This is a genomic window from Clostridium sp. LY3-2 (genome assembly GCF_024705715.1).
In the GTDB taxonomy this organism is placed as follows: Bacteria; Bacillota; Clostridia; order Clostridiales; family Clostridiaceae; genus Clostridium.
Genome location: NZ_JAMDLQ010000020.1, coordinates 1 through 15899, shown reverse-complemented (window position 1 = coordinate 15899; position 15899 = coordinate 1). Strand labels below are relative to the sequence as shown.

The 15899-nt window shown below is 33.5% G+C and carries 11 protein-coding genes and 1 pseudogene; 11 read left to right on the top strand and 1 reads right to left on the bottom strand.

All coding sequences use genetic code 11. The features are described 5' to 3' along the window. Positions 1-497: pseudogene (locus tag M4I33_RS07135) on the bottom strand (hypothetical protein); the annotation flags it as partial. 527 nt (positions 498-1024) lie between these two features. On the opposite strand from M4I33_RS07135, the gene M4I33_RS07130 reads away from it, so the two are divergent. The 11 genes from M4I33_RS07130 to M4I33_RS07080 all read left to right on the top strand — a co-directional run bounded on the left by M4I33_RS07130 (position 1025) and on the right by M4I33_RS07080 (position 15795). After that, positions 1025-2227, top strand: coding sequence for a YgeY family selenium metabolism-linked hydrolase (locus M4I33_RS07130; protein ID WP_257916165.1), 1203 nt, complete (start codon positions 1025-1027; stop codon positions 2225-2227). 31 nt (positions 2228-2258) lie between these two features. Next, on the top strand, positions 2259-3458 hold the full coding sequence (gene ygeW / locus M4I33_RS07125) for a knotted carbamoyltransferase YgeW (protein ID WP_257916164.1): 1200 nt from the start codon (positions 2259-2261) through the stop codon (positions 3456-3458). A 95-nt stretch (positions 3459-3553) separates the two neighbouring features. Further along, positions 3554-4876 (top strand): uracil-xanthine permease family protein, encoded by a 1323-nt coding sequence (locus M4I33_RS07120; protein WP_257916163.1) that lies wholly within the window; start codon positions 3554-3556, stop codon positions 4874-4876. A 17-nt stretch (positions 4877-4893) separates the two neighbouring features. Further along, positions 4894-6096, top strand: a complete 1203-nt coding sequence (dpaL, locus tag M4I33_RS07115; RefSeq protein ID WP_257916162.1) for a diaminopropionate ammonia-lyase — start codon at positions 4894-4896, stop codon at positions 6094-6096. 29 nt (positions 6097-6125) lie between these two features. Beyond that, positions 6126-7313, top strand: coding sequence for a YgeY family selenium metabolism-linked hydrolase (locus tag M4I33_RS07110; RefSeq protein WP_257916161.1), 1188 nt, complete (start codon positions 6126-6128; stop codon positions 7311-7313). A gap of 12 nt (positions 7314-7325) precedes the next feature. Then, complete coding sequence (locus tag M4I33_RS07105; protein ID WP_257916160.1) at positions 7326-8915, top strand: amidohydrolase family protein; 1590 nt, start codon at positions 7326-7328, stop codon at positions 8913-8915. 8 nt (positions 8916-8923) lie between these two features. Continuing rightward, positions 8924-10252 carry a putative aminohydrolase SsnA gene (ssnA, locus tag M4I33_RS07100; RefSeq protein ID WP_257916159.1) on the top strand — a complete coding sequence of 443 codons (1329 nt, stop codon included), beginning with the start codon at positions 8924-8926 and terminating at the stop codon, positions 10250-10252. Positions 10253-10285: 33 nt separating this feature from the next. Beyond that, positions 10286-11647, top strand: coding sequence for an 8-oxoguanine deaminase (locus M4I33_RS07095; protein ID WP_374707702.1), 1362 nt, complete (start codon positions 10286-10288; stop codon positions 11645-11647). Between the two features lie 25 nt (positions 11648-11672). Then, the gene (locus M4I33_RS07090) at positions 11673-12761 is read left to right on the top strand and encodes a 4Fe-4S binding protein (protein WP_257916157.1); all 1089 of its coding nucleotides are present in this window, start codon (positions 11673-11675) and stop codon (positions 12759-12761) included. 88 nt (positions 12762-12849) lie between these two features. Then, complete coding sequence (gene xdh / locus M4I33_RS07085) at positions 12850-15408, top strand: selenium-dependent xanthine dehydrogenase (RefSeq protein ID WP_257916156.1); 2559 nt, start codon at positions 12850-12852, stop codon at positions 15406-15408. Positions 15409-15420: 12 nt separating this feature from the next. Then, entirely contained in the window at positions 15421-15795 is a 375-nt protein-coding gene (locus M4I33_RS07080) for a RidA family protein (protein WP_194191627.1), read from the top strand. The last annotated feature ends 104 nt before the right edge of the window (positions 15796-15899 follow it).

Below are 15899 nucleotides of genomic sequence, written 5' to 3'. Positions count from 1 at the left end.
TTTAATAAATTCTCTATAGATTCCTTTGTAGGGCTCATAGAATCAAAGGATATCTTAGCTAGAGAGTAATTATTTTTGTTAATAGTTGTAGCTACAAAGATGTTTTTCCTTTTAGAAATAGTGCAAACAGGGGGATTCTTTTGCCCTTTAAAGTTTTCTAAAAATTTAGTGTGTCTCATAGCTGTAACTATATGGGTTCTTCTTGAATCCGTATAAGTTTCTATATGTTTTAGTATCTTATGCCTCCATCTAAAAGAAGTTTCTATGCAGATATTTAATCTATCTGCGCAATCTCTTATAGTAGCACCAGATAGCATAAGACGAGTGTATTTATCCCAAAGGTCTACACTTTTTCTAGTGTTATGCCAGACAAGCCCTGTTCCTTCGTTAAAGGTTTTAAGACAATCCTTACATTGATACCTTTGGACGCATCTATATTTACCGTATTTAATAAAATGTTTTGAATTGCAATGGGGACAAGCCGATGTATGTACCATAATCTCACCTCGAAAAAATTTGAATTTTTTAGTTATTTTGATTATGGACATAAAAAAGTGCCTTTATTCAGGTGATTTTAGTAAAATACCAACAAAGAAGCAAAACAATGTTGTAGCGGAAGTGAGAGTTACTATAGAGGTATAGAAGGGAAAATACTGGAATGTATGGGCTCATCTATTTTTAAAAAATATTTCTTGTTTTATTATTTTAATTTTAAAAACAAAAAGAATGAAGCGTTAAAATTATCAAAACGATAACTAAAAATTGTATTTTAATCTTAATATAGGAAATTTATTAGGTTTAGGCTTTTATCAAAATGATAAATAATTATCATTTTGATAATTAGGATAAAGGAATATAGATTTTTAGTTACTAAAAAGTGCAAAACCTTAGTAAACGGTTTCAAATTTTAACAAATTGTCCATTGATTAGACTTATAATAGTTAAATTTTTATCTATAAGTTGGCACGGGAATTGCAATAATATATAGGCGTAAAAATAAATAAATCTTAAGGGGGAACCATAGATGAATTTTGAGAAGATAAAATTACAAGCTGAAAACTATAAAGGTGATATGACTAAGTTTCTAAGAGACTTAATTAGAATTCCAGGTGAAAGTTCTGGAGAAGAAGGTGTAATTAAAAGAATTGCACAAGAAATGGAGAAATTAGGATTTGATAAAGTTGAAATAGACAAGATGGGTAATGTTCTTGGATATATGGGAACTGGAGAAAAACTTGTAGCTTACGATGCTCACATAGATACAGTTGGACTTGGAGAATTAAGCAACTGGACATTTGATCCATATGAAGGATATGAAAATGATGAAGAAATCGGAGGACGTGGAGCTTCAGACCAATTAGGTGGAATAGTTTCTGCAACTTACGGTGCAAAAATAATGAAAGATTTAGGTCTTTTAAGTGATAAATATACAGTTTTAGTTACTGGAACTGTTCAAGAAGAAGATTGTGATGGGTTATGTTGGCAATACATACACAACGAAGATAAAATAACTCCAGAGTTTGTTGTTATAACAGAACCTACAGATGGAAACATCTATAGAGGACAACGTGGACGTATGGAAATCAGAGTTGAAGTTAAAGGAATTTCTTGCCACGGTTCAGCTCCAGAAAGAGGAGACAATGCTATTTACAAAATGGCAGATATTCTGCAAGAAGTTAGAGTGTTAAATGATAATTTACACTATGACCCATTCTTAGGAAAAGGAACTGTTACAGTTTCAGAAATTTTCTATAACTCACCATCAAGATGTGCGGTTGCTGATATGTGCGCAATATCTTTAGATAGAAGATTAACAGACGGTGAAACATACCAAAGTGCTTTAAAAGAAGTTGAAGACTTACCATTTGTTAAAAAATACGGTGCAAAAGTTACTATGTACACTTATGAAAGACCAAGCTGGACTGGATTAGTATATCCAACAGATTGTTACTTCCCAACTTGGGTGATTCCAGAAGATGCAGAGCCAACTAAAGCTATGGTTGAAGCATACAAAGGAATGTATGGAGAACCATTAGTTGATAAATGGACTTTCTCAACTAACGGTGTATCAATTATGGGAAGATACAATATACCTTGTATAGGTTTTGGACCTGGTAAAGAAGCAGAAGCACATGCACCTAACGAAAAAACTTGGAAAGAAGATTTAGTAAGATGTGCAGCTGTATACGCAGCAGTTCCAACTATATACTGTAACAACAATAAATAATATTAGGGTAATTTTGAGAGGAGAATTTAAGATGACTATAACAAAAAAATATATTGATGAACTAAAAAAATTAGATTTAAAAAATATGTATAACAATGATTTCTTTTTAACTTGGGAAAAATCAGAAGATGAGCTTAAAGGAGTATTTACTATTGCTGAAGCTTTAAGAGACCTTAGAAAAAATAATGTATCTACTAAGGTATTTGATAGTGGGCTTGGGATCTCATTATTTAGAGATAACTCAACTAGAACTAGATTTAGTTTCGCATCAGCTTGTAACTTACTTGGATTAGAAGTACAAGACCTAGACGAAGGTAAATCACAAATAGCTCACGGAGAAACAGTTAGAGAAACTGCTAACATGATTTCATTTATGGCTGACGTAATCGGAATTAGAGACGATATGTACATCGGTAAAGGAAATACTTATATGAGAGAAGTTTCTAGAGCTGTTCAAGATGGAAATAGAGATGGCGTTTTAGAACAAAGACCAACTCTAGTTAATTTACAATGCGATATCGACCATCCAACTCAAGCAATGGCAGATGCCCTTCACTTAATAAATGAGTTTGGCGGTATAGAAAATTTAAAAGGTAAAAAAGTTGCTATGACATGGGCTCACTCACCATCATACGGAAAGCCTCTATCAGTTCCACAAGGAATTATAGGACTATTAACTAGATTCGGTATGGATGTTGTCCTAGCTCATCCAGAAGGATACGAAGTTATGGAAGAAGTTGAAGAAGTAGCTAAAAGAAATGCTAAAGCTTCAGGAGGATCTTTCACAAAAACTAATTCTATGGAAGAAGCATTTAAAGATGCTGATATAGTTTATCCAAAGAGCTGGGCTCCATTTGTAGCGATGGAAAAAAGAACTAAATTATATGCAGAAGGTGATGACGAAGGCATAAAGGTTTTAGAAAAAGAACTTTTAGAAGCTAACGCAAAACATAAAGATTGGGAATGCACTGAAGAGTTAATGAAATTAACTAAAGATGGTAAAGCATTATACATGCACTGCTTACCAGCTGATATTACAGGCGTAAGCTGCAAAGAAGGTGAAGTAGAAGCAAGCGTATTTGATAGATATAGAGATGAATTATATAAAGAAGCTAGCTTTAAACCATATGTAATAGCTGCAATGATTTTCTTAAGCAAAATGGAAAATCCAGAAGAAGTTCTAGAAAAGCTAGAAAAACGTAACACAGAAAGAGTATTTAATGAAAAATAGATTCTAGGAAAAGGCTCTTATTTATAACTTAAAAATCAAAAAATTTAAGCTAACCCTTTTAAATAAGAGCCTTATCTTTAAAGGGGGAGCAGCTAATGTCAATAGATAAAAATTCATTACTTTTCAGATTTGATGGAAAGCCAACTATGAAAGAAATAATACCATTAGGTTTGCAACATGTGGTAGCTATGATTGTTGGGTGTGTAACGCCAGCTATTATAGTTGCAGGGGTATGTGACTTAAGTCCTAGCGACAAAATACTTTTAGTACAAACTTCACTTGTATTTTCAGGAATAGCAACCCTTATTCAGCTTTTTCCTTTATTTAAGAAAATAGGATCTGGACTTCCTATTATTATGGGTGTTAGTTTTGCTTACGTACCAACACTTACAGCAATTGCTGGAGAATTTAATTTAGCTACTATTTTTGGAGCTCAACTTATAGGTGGGGCTGTAGCTATTGTATTTGGTATCTTTGTTAAAAAGCTTGCAAGGTTTTTCCCGCTTGTAGTTACTGGAACTGTAATATTATCTATAGGATTATCATTATATTCAGTTGCTGTTAAATACATAGCTGGTGGAGCTGGAAGTGAAACTTTTGGGTCACCACTTAACTGGTTAGTGGCACTTATCACACTTGGAGTAGTTATATTTTTAAACTTCTTTACAAAAGGAAACTTAAAATTATCTTCTATTTTAATTGGGATAATAGTTGGATATATTATCTCTTTCTTTTTAGGGATGGTTAAATTTGAAGATACATCAGCACTTGGAATTATACAAATACCAAAGTTTATGCGTTTTGGAATGAGCTTTAATGCAACAGCAATTATTTCAATGGTAATTATGCATATAGTTAACTCAGTACAAGCTATAGGAGACCTTTCAGCAACTACTGGAGGAGGAATGGGCAGAATAGCAACTCACGAAGAATTATCTGGAGGTATCATAGGAAATGGTGTTTCTAGTATATTAGGATCATTCTTTGGATGTATGCCAACAGCTACATTTAGTCAAAACGTAGGGATTGTAACTATGAATAAGGTTATAAATAGATCAGTATTCGTATTTGCATCAATAGTTATAATAGTAGCAGGTTTAGTTCCAAAATTCTCAGCAGTTTTAACAAGTATTCCTCAATGTGTACTTGGAGGAGCAACAATTTCTGTATTTGCAACTATCACTATGACAGGAGTGAAGATGGTTTCAGAAAGCGGATTAAGCAAGAGAAATGTTACTTTAGTTGGTATTTCAATAGCTCTTGGAGTTGGAATCACTCAAGTTCCTGATGCTTTAGCATTATTCCCAAGTTGGGCAATATCAATTTTTGGAAAGTCATCTATTGTTGTGACAACATTAGTTGCAATAATATTAAATTTAATTTTACCTAAAGATACAGATTCAGACGGTAAAGAATAATGTAGGAGGAAAATACTATGGAAAAAATACTTTGGAAAGAAAATAAAATGCCTAAAAATGAAAACGATGTCTCAAGCTTTTTAAAGGAAGATGAGATAAAGAAAGTAAGAGAGTTTCATAGAAGTTTCCCAAAATATGAAGAAACTCCACTCGTAGAACTTAAAAATTTAGCAAAAAATATAGGACTTAAAGATATGTTTGTAAAAGATGAATCTTATAGATTTGGACTAAACGCTTTTAAAGTTTTAGGTGGATCTTATGCAATGGGAAGATACCTTGCAGATAGATTAAATCTTGATATATCTGAACTTCCTTACGATAGATTAACTTCTGATGAAATAAGAGAGAAGCTTGGAGATATCGTCTTTGTAACAGCAACAGACGGTAACCACGGTAGAGGGGTTGCTTGGACTGCAAATAAATTAAAACAAAAATCAGTAGTTTATATGCCAAAGGGATCTTCTTTAAAGAGATTACAAAACATAAAAAACGAAGGAGCAGAAGCTAGTATAACAGATATGAACTATGATGATGCCGTAAGACTTGCAGATAAATATGCAAATGAGCATAACGGAGTAATGGTTCAAGATACTGCTTGGGAAGGATATGAAAAAATCCCAACTTGGATAATGCAAGGTTATGGAACTATGGCACTTGAAGCTAAGGAACAATTAGAAAAAATGGGTGTAGACAGACCAACTCATATATTTGTTCAAGCTGGTGTAGGATCTTTAGCTGGAGCTGTACAAGGTGTGTTTGCAGAAATTTTCAAAGAAAATTGTCCAAAAACTGTAATAGTTGAAGCAAACTTAGCAGATTGTTTCTACAAATCAGCAGAAGCAGGAGATGGAAAACCTAGAATAGTTGGAGGAGATATGCAAACTATAATGGCTGGACTTGCTTGTGGTGAACCAAACACTATAGGTTTTGAAGTATTAAAACAATATTCAACTGCCTTCGTATCTTGTCCTGACTGGGTATCTGCAAAAGGAATGAGAATACTAGGAAACCCAATGAAAGAAGATAGAAGAGTTATTTCAGGGGAATCTGGTGCTGTAACTACTGGTCTTTTATATGAAATTATGACTAATGAAGATTATAAAGACCTTAAAGGAAAATTAGAATTAGATGAAAATTCTAAAGTCTTATTATTTAGTACAGAAGGAGATACTGACCCTGAAAAATATAGAGAAATAGTTTGGGATAATTCAGTAGAATAAAATAAACCTAAAATGGGGAGGGAAATGCTATGATTACAGAAAAAAGGAAGGATGAGCTTATAGAGATATGCCAAGAGCTTATAAGGACTCAATCATTATCTGGCGAAGAAGAAAATGTTTGTGAAGTCTTAAAGGGAGTATTTAATAAGTTCAAATTTGATGATTATTATATCGATGAATATGGAAATATAATAGGCCATATCAAAGGAAAAAATAAAGGCAAGAAAATTCTATTTGATGCACATATAGATACAGTGCCAGTTCCTGACGATACTAAATGGAAGCATGCCCCATTTAGAGGTGAAATAGATGATGGAAAAATATACGGCAGGGGCGCATCAGATATGAAAGGCCAGTTAGCTAGTATGATAGCTGGAGCTTCATTTTTTGCAGAAGATTTTAAACATGAGTTTGATGGCGATATTTTTGTAGCTGGAGTTGTTTTTGAAGAGATGTTTGAAGGCGTTTCAGCTAGAAAGATAAGCGAAGCTATAAAGCCAGATTACGTAGTTATAGGGGAATCTTCTGAACTTAATTTAAAGATAGGGCAAAGAGGTAGAGCTGAGATTGCTTTAGAAACTTTCGGAAAGTCAGCCCACTCTGCAAATCCAAATGAAGGCGTAAATGCAGTATTAAAAATGATGAAATTAATTAGTGAGATAGAAAAGATTGAAAACCCAAGGCATGAAATCTTAGGTGAGGGGATTTTAGTTCTTACAGATATTAAATCATCTCCTTACCCTGGGGCTTCAGTAGTACCTGATTATTGCAAGGCAACTTTTGATAGAAGACTTTTAGTAGATGAAACTAAAGAAGATGTCTTAGAACCTATAAAAGCTATTATTGAAAGAGTTTCAAAAGAAGATAGAGACTTAGAAGCTAGAGTTTCGTATGCAAAAGATAAAAAGGTTTGCTATACAGGGGAAAATATAAGTGCAGAAAGATTTTTCCCAGCTTGGATTTTCAAAGAAGAAGATGAATTTGTAAAGATAGCCTTTGATGGCTTGAAAATGGCAGGGATAGATCCAAAGATAAGTCAATATTCATTCTGTACTAATGGTTCACATTATGCAGGTGAAGCTAAAATTCAAACTATAGGGTTTGGGCCTTCTAAAGAAAAATTAGCCCACATTATAGATGAATATATAGAAATTGACGATTTAGTTAAAGGCGCTCTAGGCTATTACGGAATACTAAGATCTGTTTATAAAAAATAGAAGGTGATTAATTTGAATATATTAATAAAAAATGGATTTTTAGTTGATGGTAGTGGGAATTTAGGCGATTACTTAGATGTGATTATTAAAGATAAAAAGATTTTAAAAATCGGGAAAGACTTAAAATCAGAAGGTTTAAAAGTAATCGATGCAAAAGGTTTAGTAGTAGCACCAGGTTTTATAGATACTCACTCTCACAGTGATTTAAAGATATACGAAAATCCATACAATCAAATAAAGATAAGGCAAGGGGTAACTACTGAGGTTTTAGGTCAAGACGGCATTTCTATGGCACCATTACCAAAGGAATATATATCACCTTGGAGGAAGAACCTAGCTGGACTTGATGGAGAATCAGACACTGTAAATTGGGAGTACGAAACTACAGATAACTACTTAAAAGCATTAGAAACTAATGGAGTTGGATTAAACGAGCTTTATTTAGTTCCTCACGGAAACGTAAGAATGGAAGCTATGGGTCTTAGTAATAGAGAAGTAAATGATACTGATATAAAAAAGATGTGTGAAATCTTAAGAAGAGAGCTTAAATCTGGAGCCTTTGGACTTTCTACAGGTCTTATATATATGCCCTGTGCTTACTCTAATACTAATGAACTCATAGAACTTTGCAAAGTAGTAAAGGAGTTTGATGGAGTATTTGTAGTTCACCAGAGAAGTGAGGCTAACGAGATTATAAAATCAATGAAAGAAATTATAGAGATAGGTGAAAAGTCAAAAGTAAGAGTTCATTTTTCTCATTTTAAGATATGTGGAAAGAAAAACTGGAAGCATATAGACGAAGTTATAAAACTTTTAAAAGATGCTGAAGATAAGGGAATTAAAATAACTTTTGATCAATACCCTTATATTTCAGGAAGCACTATGCTAGGTGTTATTTTGCCTCCTTGGGTTCACGATGGAGGAACAGACAAGCTAGTAGAAAGATTAAAGTCAAAAGAAATGAGAGAAAAGATGATATACGATATGAAAAATGGAATTGAAGGCTGGGAAAACTTCTTAGAATTTATTCCACTTGATTCTATCTATATAACATCAGTTAAAACTTTAAAAAATAAAGATGTTATAGGAAAAAATCTTATAGAGATAGGCCGTATGAGAGAAAAAGACCCCTACAATGCAACATTTGACCTTCTTTTAGAAGAAGAAAATGCAGTTGGGATGTATGATTTTTACGGTAAAGAAGAACAAATAGTAAGATTTATGAAGTTAGATGAGCAAAACGTTTGTACTGATGGATTATTATCAGGGAAACCTCATCCTAGAGCTTACGGAGCTTTTCCAAGGATACTTGGAAGGTATGTAAGAGAACTTGAAGCTATAACCCTTGAAGAAGGAATTATGAAGATGTCACATAAGGCTGCTTTAGCCTTTGGGATAAAAGAAAGAGGACTTATAAAAGAAGGTTACTTTGGAGATATAGTTATCTTTAATAAAGATACTATTAAAGATACAGGAACTTTCGAAGATCCAACTAGATATCCAGAAGGAATACATTATGTCCTTATAAATGGAGAGGTAGTTCTTCAAAATGGTAAGTACAATGAGATAAAGGCAGGAAGAGTATTAAGAAAAGGTAGGTGAATATCTAAATGTTTATTTTAGGAAACGGTAGATTAATAACTCAAAACAAAGAAAACCCATTTATAGAAGATGGTGCTGTAGTTATTGATGGAAAAGAGATTATTGACTTTGGTATGACAGAAGATATTAAAAGAAAATATGAAAATGCAGAGTTTAAAGATGTAGATAATATGGTTATAATGCCAGGCCTAATTAATACCCACGGTCACATATACAGTGCATTTGCAAGAGGAATGAACTTAGATGGACCTGTATCTAAAGATTTTGTAGACATACTTAATAATCTTTGGTGGAGACTAGATAGAACACTTAATTTAGAAGATATAAAATATAGCGCATATGCTTCTTTGATGGATAGTTTAAAGTATGGCGTTACAACATTTTTTGATCACCACGCTAGCCCAAATGCAGTTGAAGGAAGCCTTCAAACTATAAGCAAAGTAGGAGAAGAACTTGGAATTAGAACTTCTTTATGCTACGAGGTATCAGATAGGGATGGAGAAGAAATTTTAAATAAAGGCATAAAAGAAAATGTAGATTATATAAAATATTGCAAAGAAGATAAGAGCAATATGAAATCAGCACTTTTTGGAATGCATGCAAGTTTTACTTTATCAGATGAATCGTTAAATAAATGCGTAGAAGCTTCTAAAGGCTTAGATTGTGGATACCATATTCACGTAGCAGAAGGAATTAAAGATGAAGAAGACTGTATTGAAAAACACGATAAGAGAGTTTTAGAAAGACTAAAAGAATTTAAAATTTTAGGACCAAAAACTCTAGCAATCCATTGTATTCACGCAGATGAGGATGAGGTTGAAATTTTAAAAGAAACTGAGACTTCTGTAGTTCACAACCCAGAATCAAATATGGGAAACGCAGTTGGAGTATCTCCAGTTATAAAATTTATGAAAAATGGAATAACTGTAGGGCTTGGAACTGACGGGTATACTCAAGATATGTTTGAATCAATGAAAGTTGCAAACCTTATTCACAAACATCATTTAAGAAACCCATCAGTCGCTTGGGGTGAAACTCCTGAGATGCTATTTATAAATAATAGACGCATTGCAGAGAAAAATTTTAAAGGTAGGTTTGGAATTATTGAAAAGGGTGCAAATGCTGACGTAATAGTAGTTGATTACGATCCTTTAACACCTTTAAATGGAACAAACTATAATTCACATATTCTTTTTGGAATGATGGGTAAATCAGTTGATACTACTATAGTTAATGGTAAAACAGTAGTAGAAAAAGGAAAGATTTTAAATGTAAATGAAAGAGAAATTCTTAAAAAATCAAGAGAATTAAGCTCTAAACTATGGAATAGAATTTAATCTAAAAGATTAAAGATAAAAGGGGATATGTGTATGAGGTTATTTATAAAAAATATAGACACATTAGTTACTTGTGATGATAGTGATAACGTTTTAAAAAATGTCAACATTCTTATTGAAAACGGAGTTATTAAACACATAGGTAAAGAAACTTTTGAAAGTGATGAAATAGTAGATGGTAAAGATATGATTGTTTATCCAGGACTTATCAATACACATCACCATCTATATCAAACCTTCACAAGGAATTTACCAGAGGTTCAAAATATGGAGTTATTCCCTTGGCTTAAATATCTTTACGAAATCTGGAAAGGTCTAGATGAAGAGAGTATAAGATATAGCAGCATGACGGGGCTTTCAGAACTATTAAAATGTGGGTGTACAACTTGTTTTGATCATCATTATGTTTTTCCAGAAAATGCAGGTAATACTTTAATAGACACTCAATTTGAAGTAGCATCCAGACTTGGAATAAGGATGCACGCTTCTAGAGGACGTATGGACCTTAGCAAAAAAGATGGAGGACTACCGGGAGATTCAGTTGTTCAAGATATCGATACTATATTATACGATTCTGAAAGGATAGTTAAAAAGTATCACGATAATAACAAATTTTCAATGAGACAAGTTGCACTAGCTCCTTGTTCACCATTTAGTGTATCAAAAGAGCTTTTAAAAGAGTCAGCTACTCTCGCAAGAAAACTAAATGTAAGGCTTCATACACATCTAGCCGAAACTTTAGATGAAGAAAACTTCACTTTAGAAAAATATAAAATGAGACCTTTAGAATATATGGAAAGCTTAGGATGGATAGGTGAAGATGTGTGGTTTGCCCACGGGATCCATTTTAATGATGAAGAAATTAAAAGATTAAAAGAAACTAAAACAGGAGTTGCACATTGTCCTATATCAAATATGAAATTATCTTCTGGGATAGCAAGAATTCCAGAAATGATAGATTTAGATATTCCAGTAGGACTAGCTGTGGATGGAAGTGCAAGTAATGATGGTTCTAATCTTTTAGAGGAAATAAGGGTAGCTTATTTACTTCATAGATTAAAGTGGTCAAGTAAAGCACCTACAGGATATGACATTTTAAAGCTTGCAACTAAAGGTAGTGCAAGAATTTTAGGTAGAACAGACATAGGTCAAATTAAAGAATCTATGGCTGGTGATTTATTTATGATAAATAAAAATAGAGTTGAGCTAGTTGGTACAAGCTATGATCCTAAATCTTTACTTGGAACAGTAGGATTTAAGGGAAGCGTTGATTATACAATCGTTAATGGAAAGATAGTAGTAAAAGACGGAAAACTTGTAAATATGGATGAAGAAAAGATCATCTATAAAGCAAATGAAGCTATGACTAGACTTATAAACAAATCAAAAATATAGAGGAAAACTAAGGGGAGTGTTTATTATGGCAAATTTAAAAGTAAAAATCTATAAAATGGAATTTGAAAACCCAGTATTTACAGCAGCAGGACCTGGAGCAAAAGATGGTGACCTTTGCGTAGAAGCAGTTAAAGGAGGAGCTGGAGGCTTAGTTACAAAAACTATATCAGTAGATCCAGCACCAGTTCCAAGACCTTGTATGGGAAAAACTAATTCAGGATTTTTAAATACTGAATTGTGGTCTGAACTTCCAAAGGAACAATGGATAGAAAAAGAATATAAAAGAGCAAAAGAAGCTGGAGTTCCTATGATAGTTAGTATGGGCTATACAGCAGACCAAATTAAAAAAGTAGCACCACTTGTAAAACCTTACGCTGATGCAGTTGAACTTTCAACTCACTACGTAGGAACAGATATAGCACCAATCGTTGATGCTATGAAGGCTGCAAAAGCTGCTTTAGATTGCCCTGTATTTATGAAAATGAGTCCACATACTGACATTCAAAAAATAGCTAAAGCTTTAGAAGAAGCTGGAGCAGACGGGTTAGTTATGATTAACTCATTAGGACCATGTATGGCAATAGATGTAGATAGTGGTTACCCAATAATGGGAAGTGAAAAAGGATATGGATGGCTTTCGGGTTCACCAATAAGACCTGTAGCTATAAGAAATATATACGATGCTTCAAAAGTTATAAACATACCAATCATAGGGGTTGGAGGAGTAACTTCAGGAAGAGATGCAGCAGAAATGCTTATGGCAGGTGCTAGCGCTGTTGAAGTTTGTACAGAAGCAATCCTTAAAGGACCTAAAGTATATGGAAAAATAGCTAAAGAATTAGATGAATTCTTAGATAGCCACGGATATAAAGATGTAAATGAAATCATAGGTTTAGCTCATAAAAAAGCTGATGATAGACACTTTAGAACTAACGCTATCCCTCCTGTAGTAGACCAAGACTTATGTATTAAATGCGGTCAATGCAAAATAAGTTGTGTTTACGATGCTATAGAAATAGGGGATGAATTAGTAATAAACACAGATAAATGCTTTGGATGTGGACTTTGTGTAACTAGATGTCCAAAGGGTGCATTATCTATTCAATATGTTTAATAACTTAAATTGATTTTTTGAGATGTCAAATCTTTTGTTTGGCATCTCATATACATAATTATTTATGAATTATGAGGGGAGGTAAATTATGTTCGAATTTATCTTAAATGGTGAGAAAAAAAGGGTTTTAGAAAATAAAAAATTACTTAGATACTTAAGAGATGACTGCAAGATAACTTCTGTAAAAAATGGTTGTTCAGAAGGAGCTTGCGGTACTTGCATGGTTTTAGTTGATGGAAAGGCTATAAAAGCTTGTTTATTAAATCTTGAAAAAGTTAATGGAAAAGAAATAACTACTATAGAAGGTTTTACCGAAAGAGAAAGAGATGTTTTTGCTTATAGCTTTACAGAAGCTGGAGCCGTTCAATGCGGCTTTTGCATTCCAGGGATGGTTATAAGTTCAAAAGCTTTATTTAATAGAACATTAGACCCTACAGAAGAAGAAGTTAAAAAGGCTTTGATGGGTAATATTTGTAGGTGTACAGGATATGTAAAAATAAGAGAAGCTGTAATGATGGCAGCTAAAATATTTAGAGAAAATAAAGAAGTGCCAAAGGTTACTTGCAAGGGGCTTGTAGGTGAAAGGATGGCAAGGGTTGACGCTAGAGATAAAACTTTAGGAAAAGCTGAGTATTCAGACGATATCTATATAGAAGGAATGCTTCACGGAGCAGCTTTAAGAGCTAAATATCCTAGGGCTTTAGTTAAAGGCATAGATATAAGCGAAGCTTTAAAGCTAGAAGGTGTAGTAAAGGTTGTCTTAGCAGAAGATATTCCAGGGAAAAGATATTTAGGTCATATATTTAAAGATACTCCAGCGCTTGTTGAAGTAGGAGAAGAAACTAGATACTTAGGAGATGCTATAGCTTTAGTTGCAGCAGAAACAGAAGAAATAGCTAAAGAAGCTGTAAAACTTATAAAGGTGGATTATGAAGAACTTACTCCAGTATCTACTTTAGAAGATGCAGCAAAGGAAGATGCACCAAAGGTTCACGAAAAAGGAAATCTTTTAGTTCACGAACACCTAGTTCGTGGAAATGCTGACGAAGTTATTAAAAATTCAAAATATAAAGTAACTTATAAGTACAAAGTTCCGTTTACAGAACACGCTTATTTAGAACCAGAATGTTCTGTAGCTAAGATGGAAGGCGATAAATTAATAGTTTATACAGGAACTCAAAGTGTTTACGATGACTTAAGAGAGATAGGTTCACTTTTAGATTTAGGACCAGATAAGCTTAGAATCGTATCAAAATATGTAGGGGGAGGCTTTGGGGGCAAAGAAGATATGAGCTGCCAACATCACACTGCACTTTTAGCATATTTAACTAAGAGACCTGTAAAAATGGCTCTTGGAAGACAAGAAAGTATTATAGTAAGCACAAAAAGACATGCTATGGATATGGAATTTACAACAGCTTGTGATGAAAATGGAAAACTAACAGCTATGAAAGCTACTATTATAGCAGATACTGGTGCTTACGCATCACTTGGAGGACCTGTTCTTCAAAGAGCTTGTACTCACGCTGCAGGGCCTTATAATTATCAAACTATAGATATAGACGGTAAGGCTTATTATACAAACAACACTCCAGGAGGAGCATTTAGAGGATTTGGAGTTACTCAATCAGCCTTTGCAATTGAATGTAATATAAATAAATTAGCAGAGATGGTTGGAATAGATCCATTTGAAATAAGGATGCTAAATGCAATAAGACCAGGGGATGTTTTACCAAACGGTCAGATTGCAGACGAAGGAACAGCATTAGTTCAAACTTTAGAAGCTGTTAAGGAAGATTATTATAAAAATATAGATAGAGCAGGCATTGCTTGTTGTATGAAAAACGCCGGAGTTGGAGTTGGACTTCCTGACACAGGAAGATGCAAAGTAGCTGTTGTTGATGGAAAAGTTCATATAAGAACATCAGCAGCTTGCATAGGTCAAGGCGTTGGAACTGTAGTAGTTCAGGTTGTTTGTGAAGTATTAAAAATTCCTAGAGAAAAAGTAGTTTATGAATCTCCAGATACTGATATAACTCCAGATTCAGGAACAACAACAGCATCAAGACAAACTGTATTTACAGGAGAAGCAACTAAGATTGCAGCTTTAAAATTAAAAGATGCTCTAAAAGATAAAACTTTAGAAGATTTAGAAGGAATAGAGTTTTACGGGGAATATTTAGGAGTGACAGATAAGATGGGAAGTCCTAAAGAAAACCCAGTAAGCCACGTAGCTTACGGTTATGCAACTCAAGTAGTAGTTTTAGATGATTTAGGAAAAGTTAAAGAAGTTATAGCAGCCCACGATGTAGGAAGAGCTATAAACCCTAGAAATGTCGAAGGACAAATAGAAGGTGGAGTTGTAATGGGACTAGGGTATGGACTTACAGAAGACTATATCTTAGAAAATTCAGTTCCAAAATCAAAACTTGGAACTTTAGGAATCTTAAGGGCTACTCAAGTTCCTAAGATTAAAACTGTAATAGTAGAAAATAATACAGAAGAGTTATCATTTGGAGCTAAAGGTGTAGGAGAAATCACTTGTATTCCTACAGCACCTGCACTTCAAAATGCATATTACAAATTAGATGGTGAGTTTAGATGTGAACTCCCACTTAAAAATACATTCTATAAAAAGAAGAAATAGGAGAGATGAAAGATGAAAAAAATATTAAGTACAGAAAAAGCACCAGCTGCTATAGGACCATACTCACAAGGAGTAGTTGTAAACAATACTGTTTACACATCAGGACAACTTCCTATGAACCCAGAAACTAAAGTTTTAGAAACTGAAATAAAGGAAGCAACAAAAAGAAGTATAGAAAACTGCAAGGCTATATTAGAAGAAGCCGGAACAAGCTTAGATAAAGTATTTAAAACTACAGTGTTTGTAAAAGATTTAAATGATTTCTCTAAAGTAAATGAAGTATATGGAGAATATTTTAATGAAAATCCACCAGCTAGAAGCTGCGTTCAAGTAGCAAAACTACCTATGGATGCACCTGTAGAAATAGAAATGATTGCCATTATTTAATTATAGGGGGTAGATTCGTTTATATGTTCCAGAAGTTTAATGAAACTCGCTAAGAATATCTATTTTTCCTCCGCTAAATTAAATGTAGCAAAATAATTTGCTAA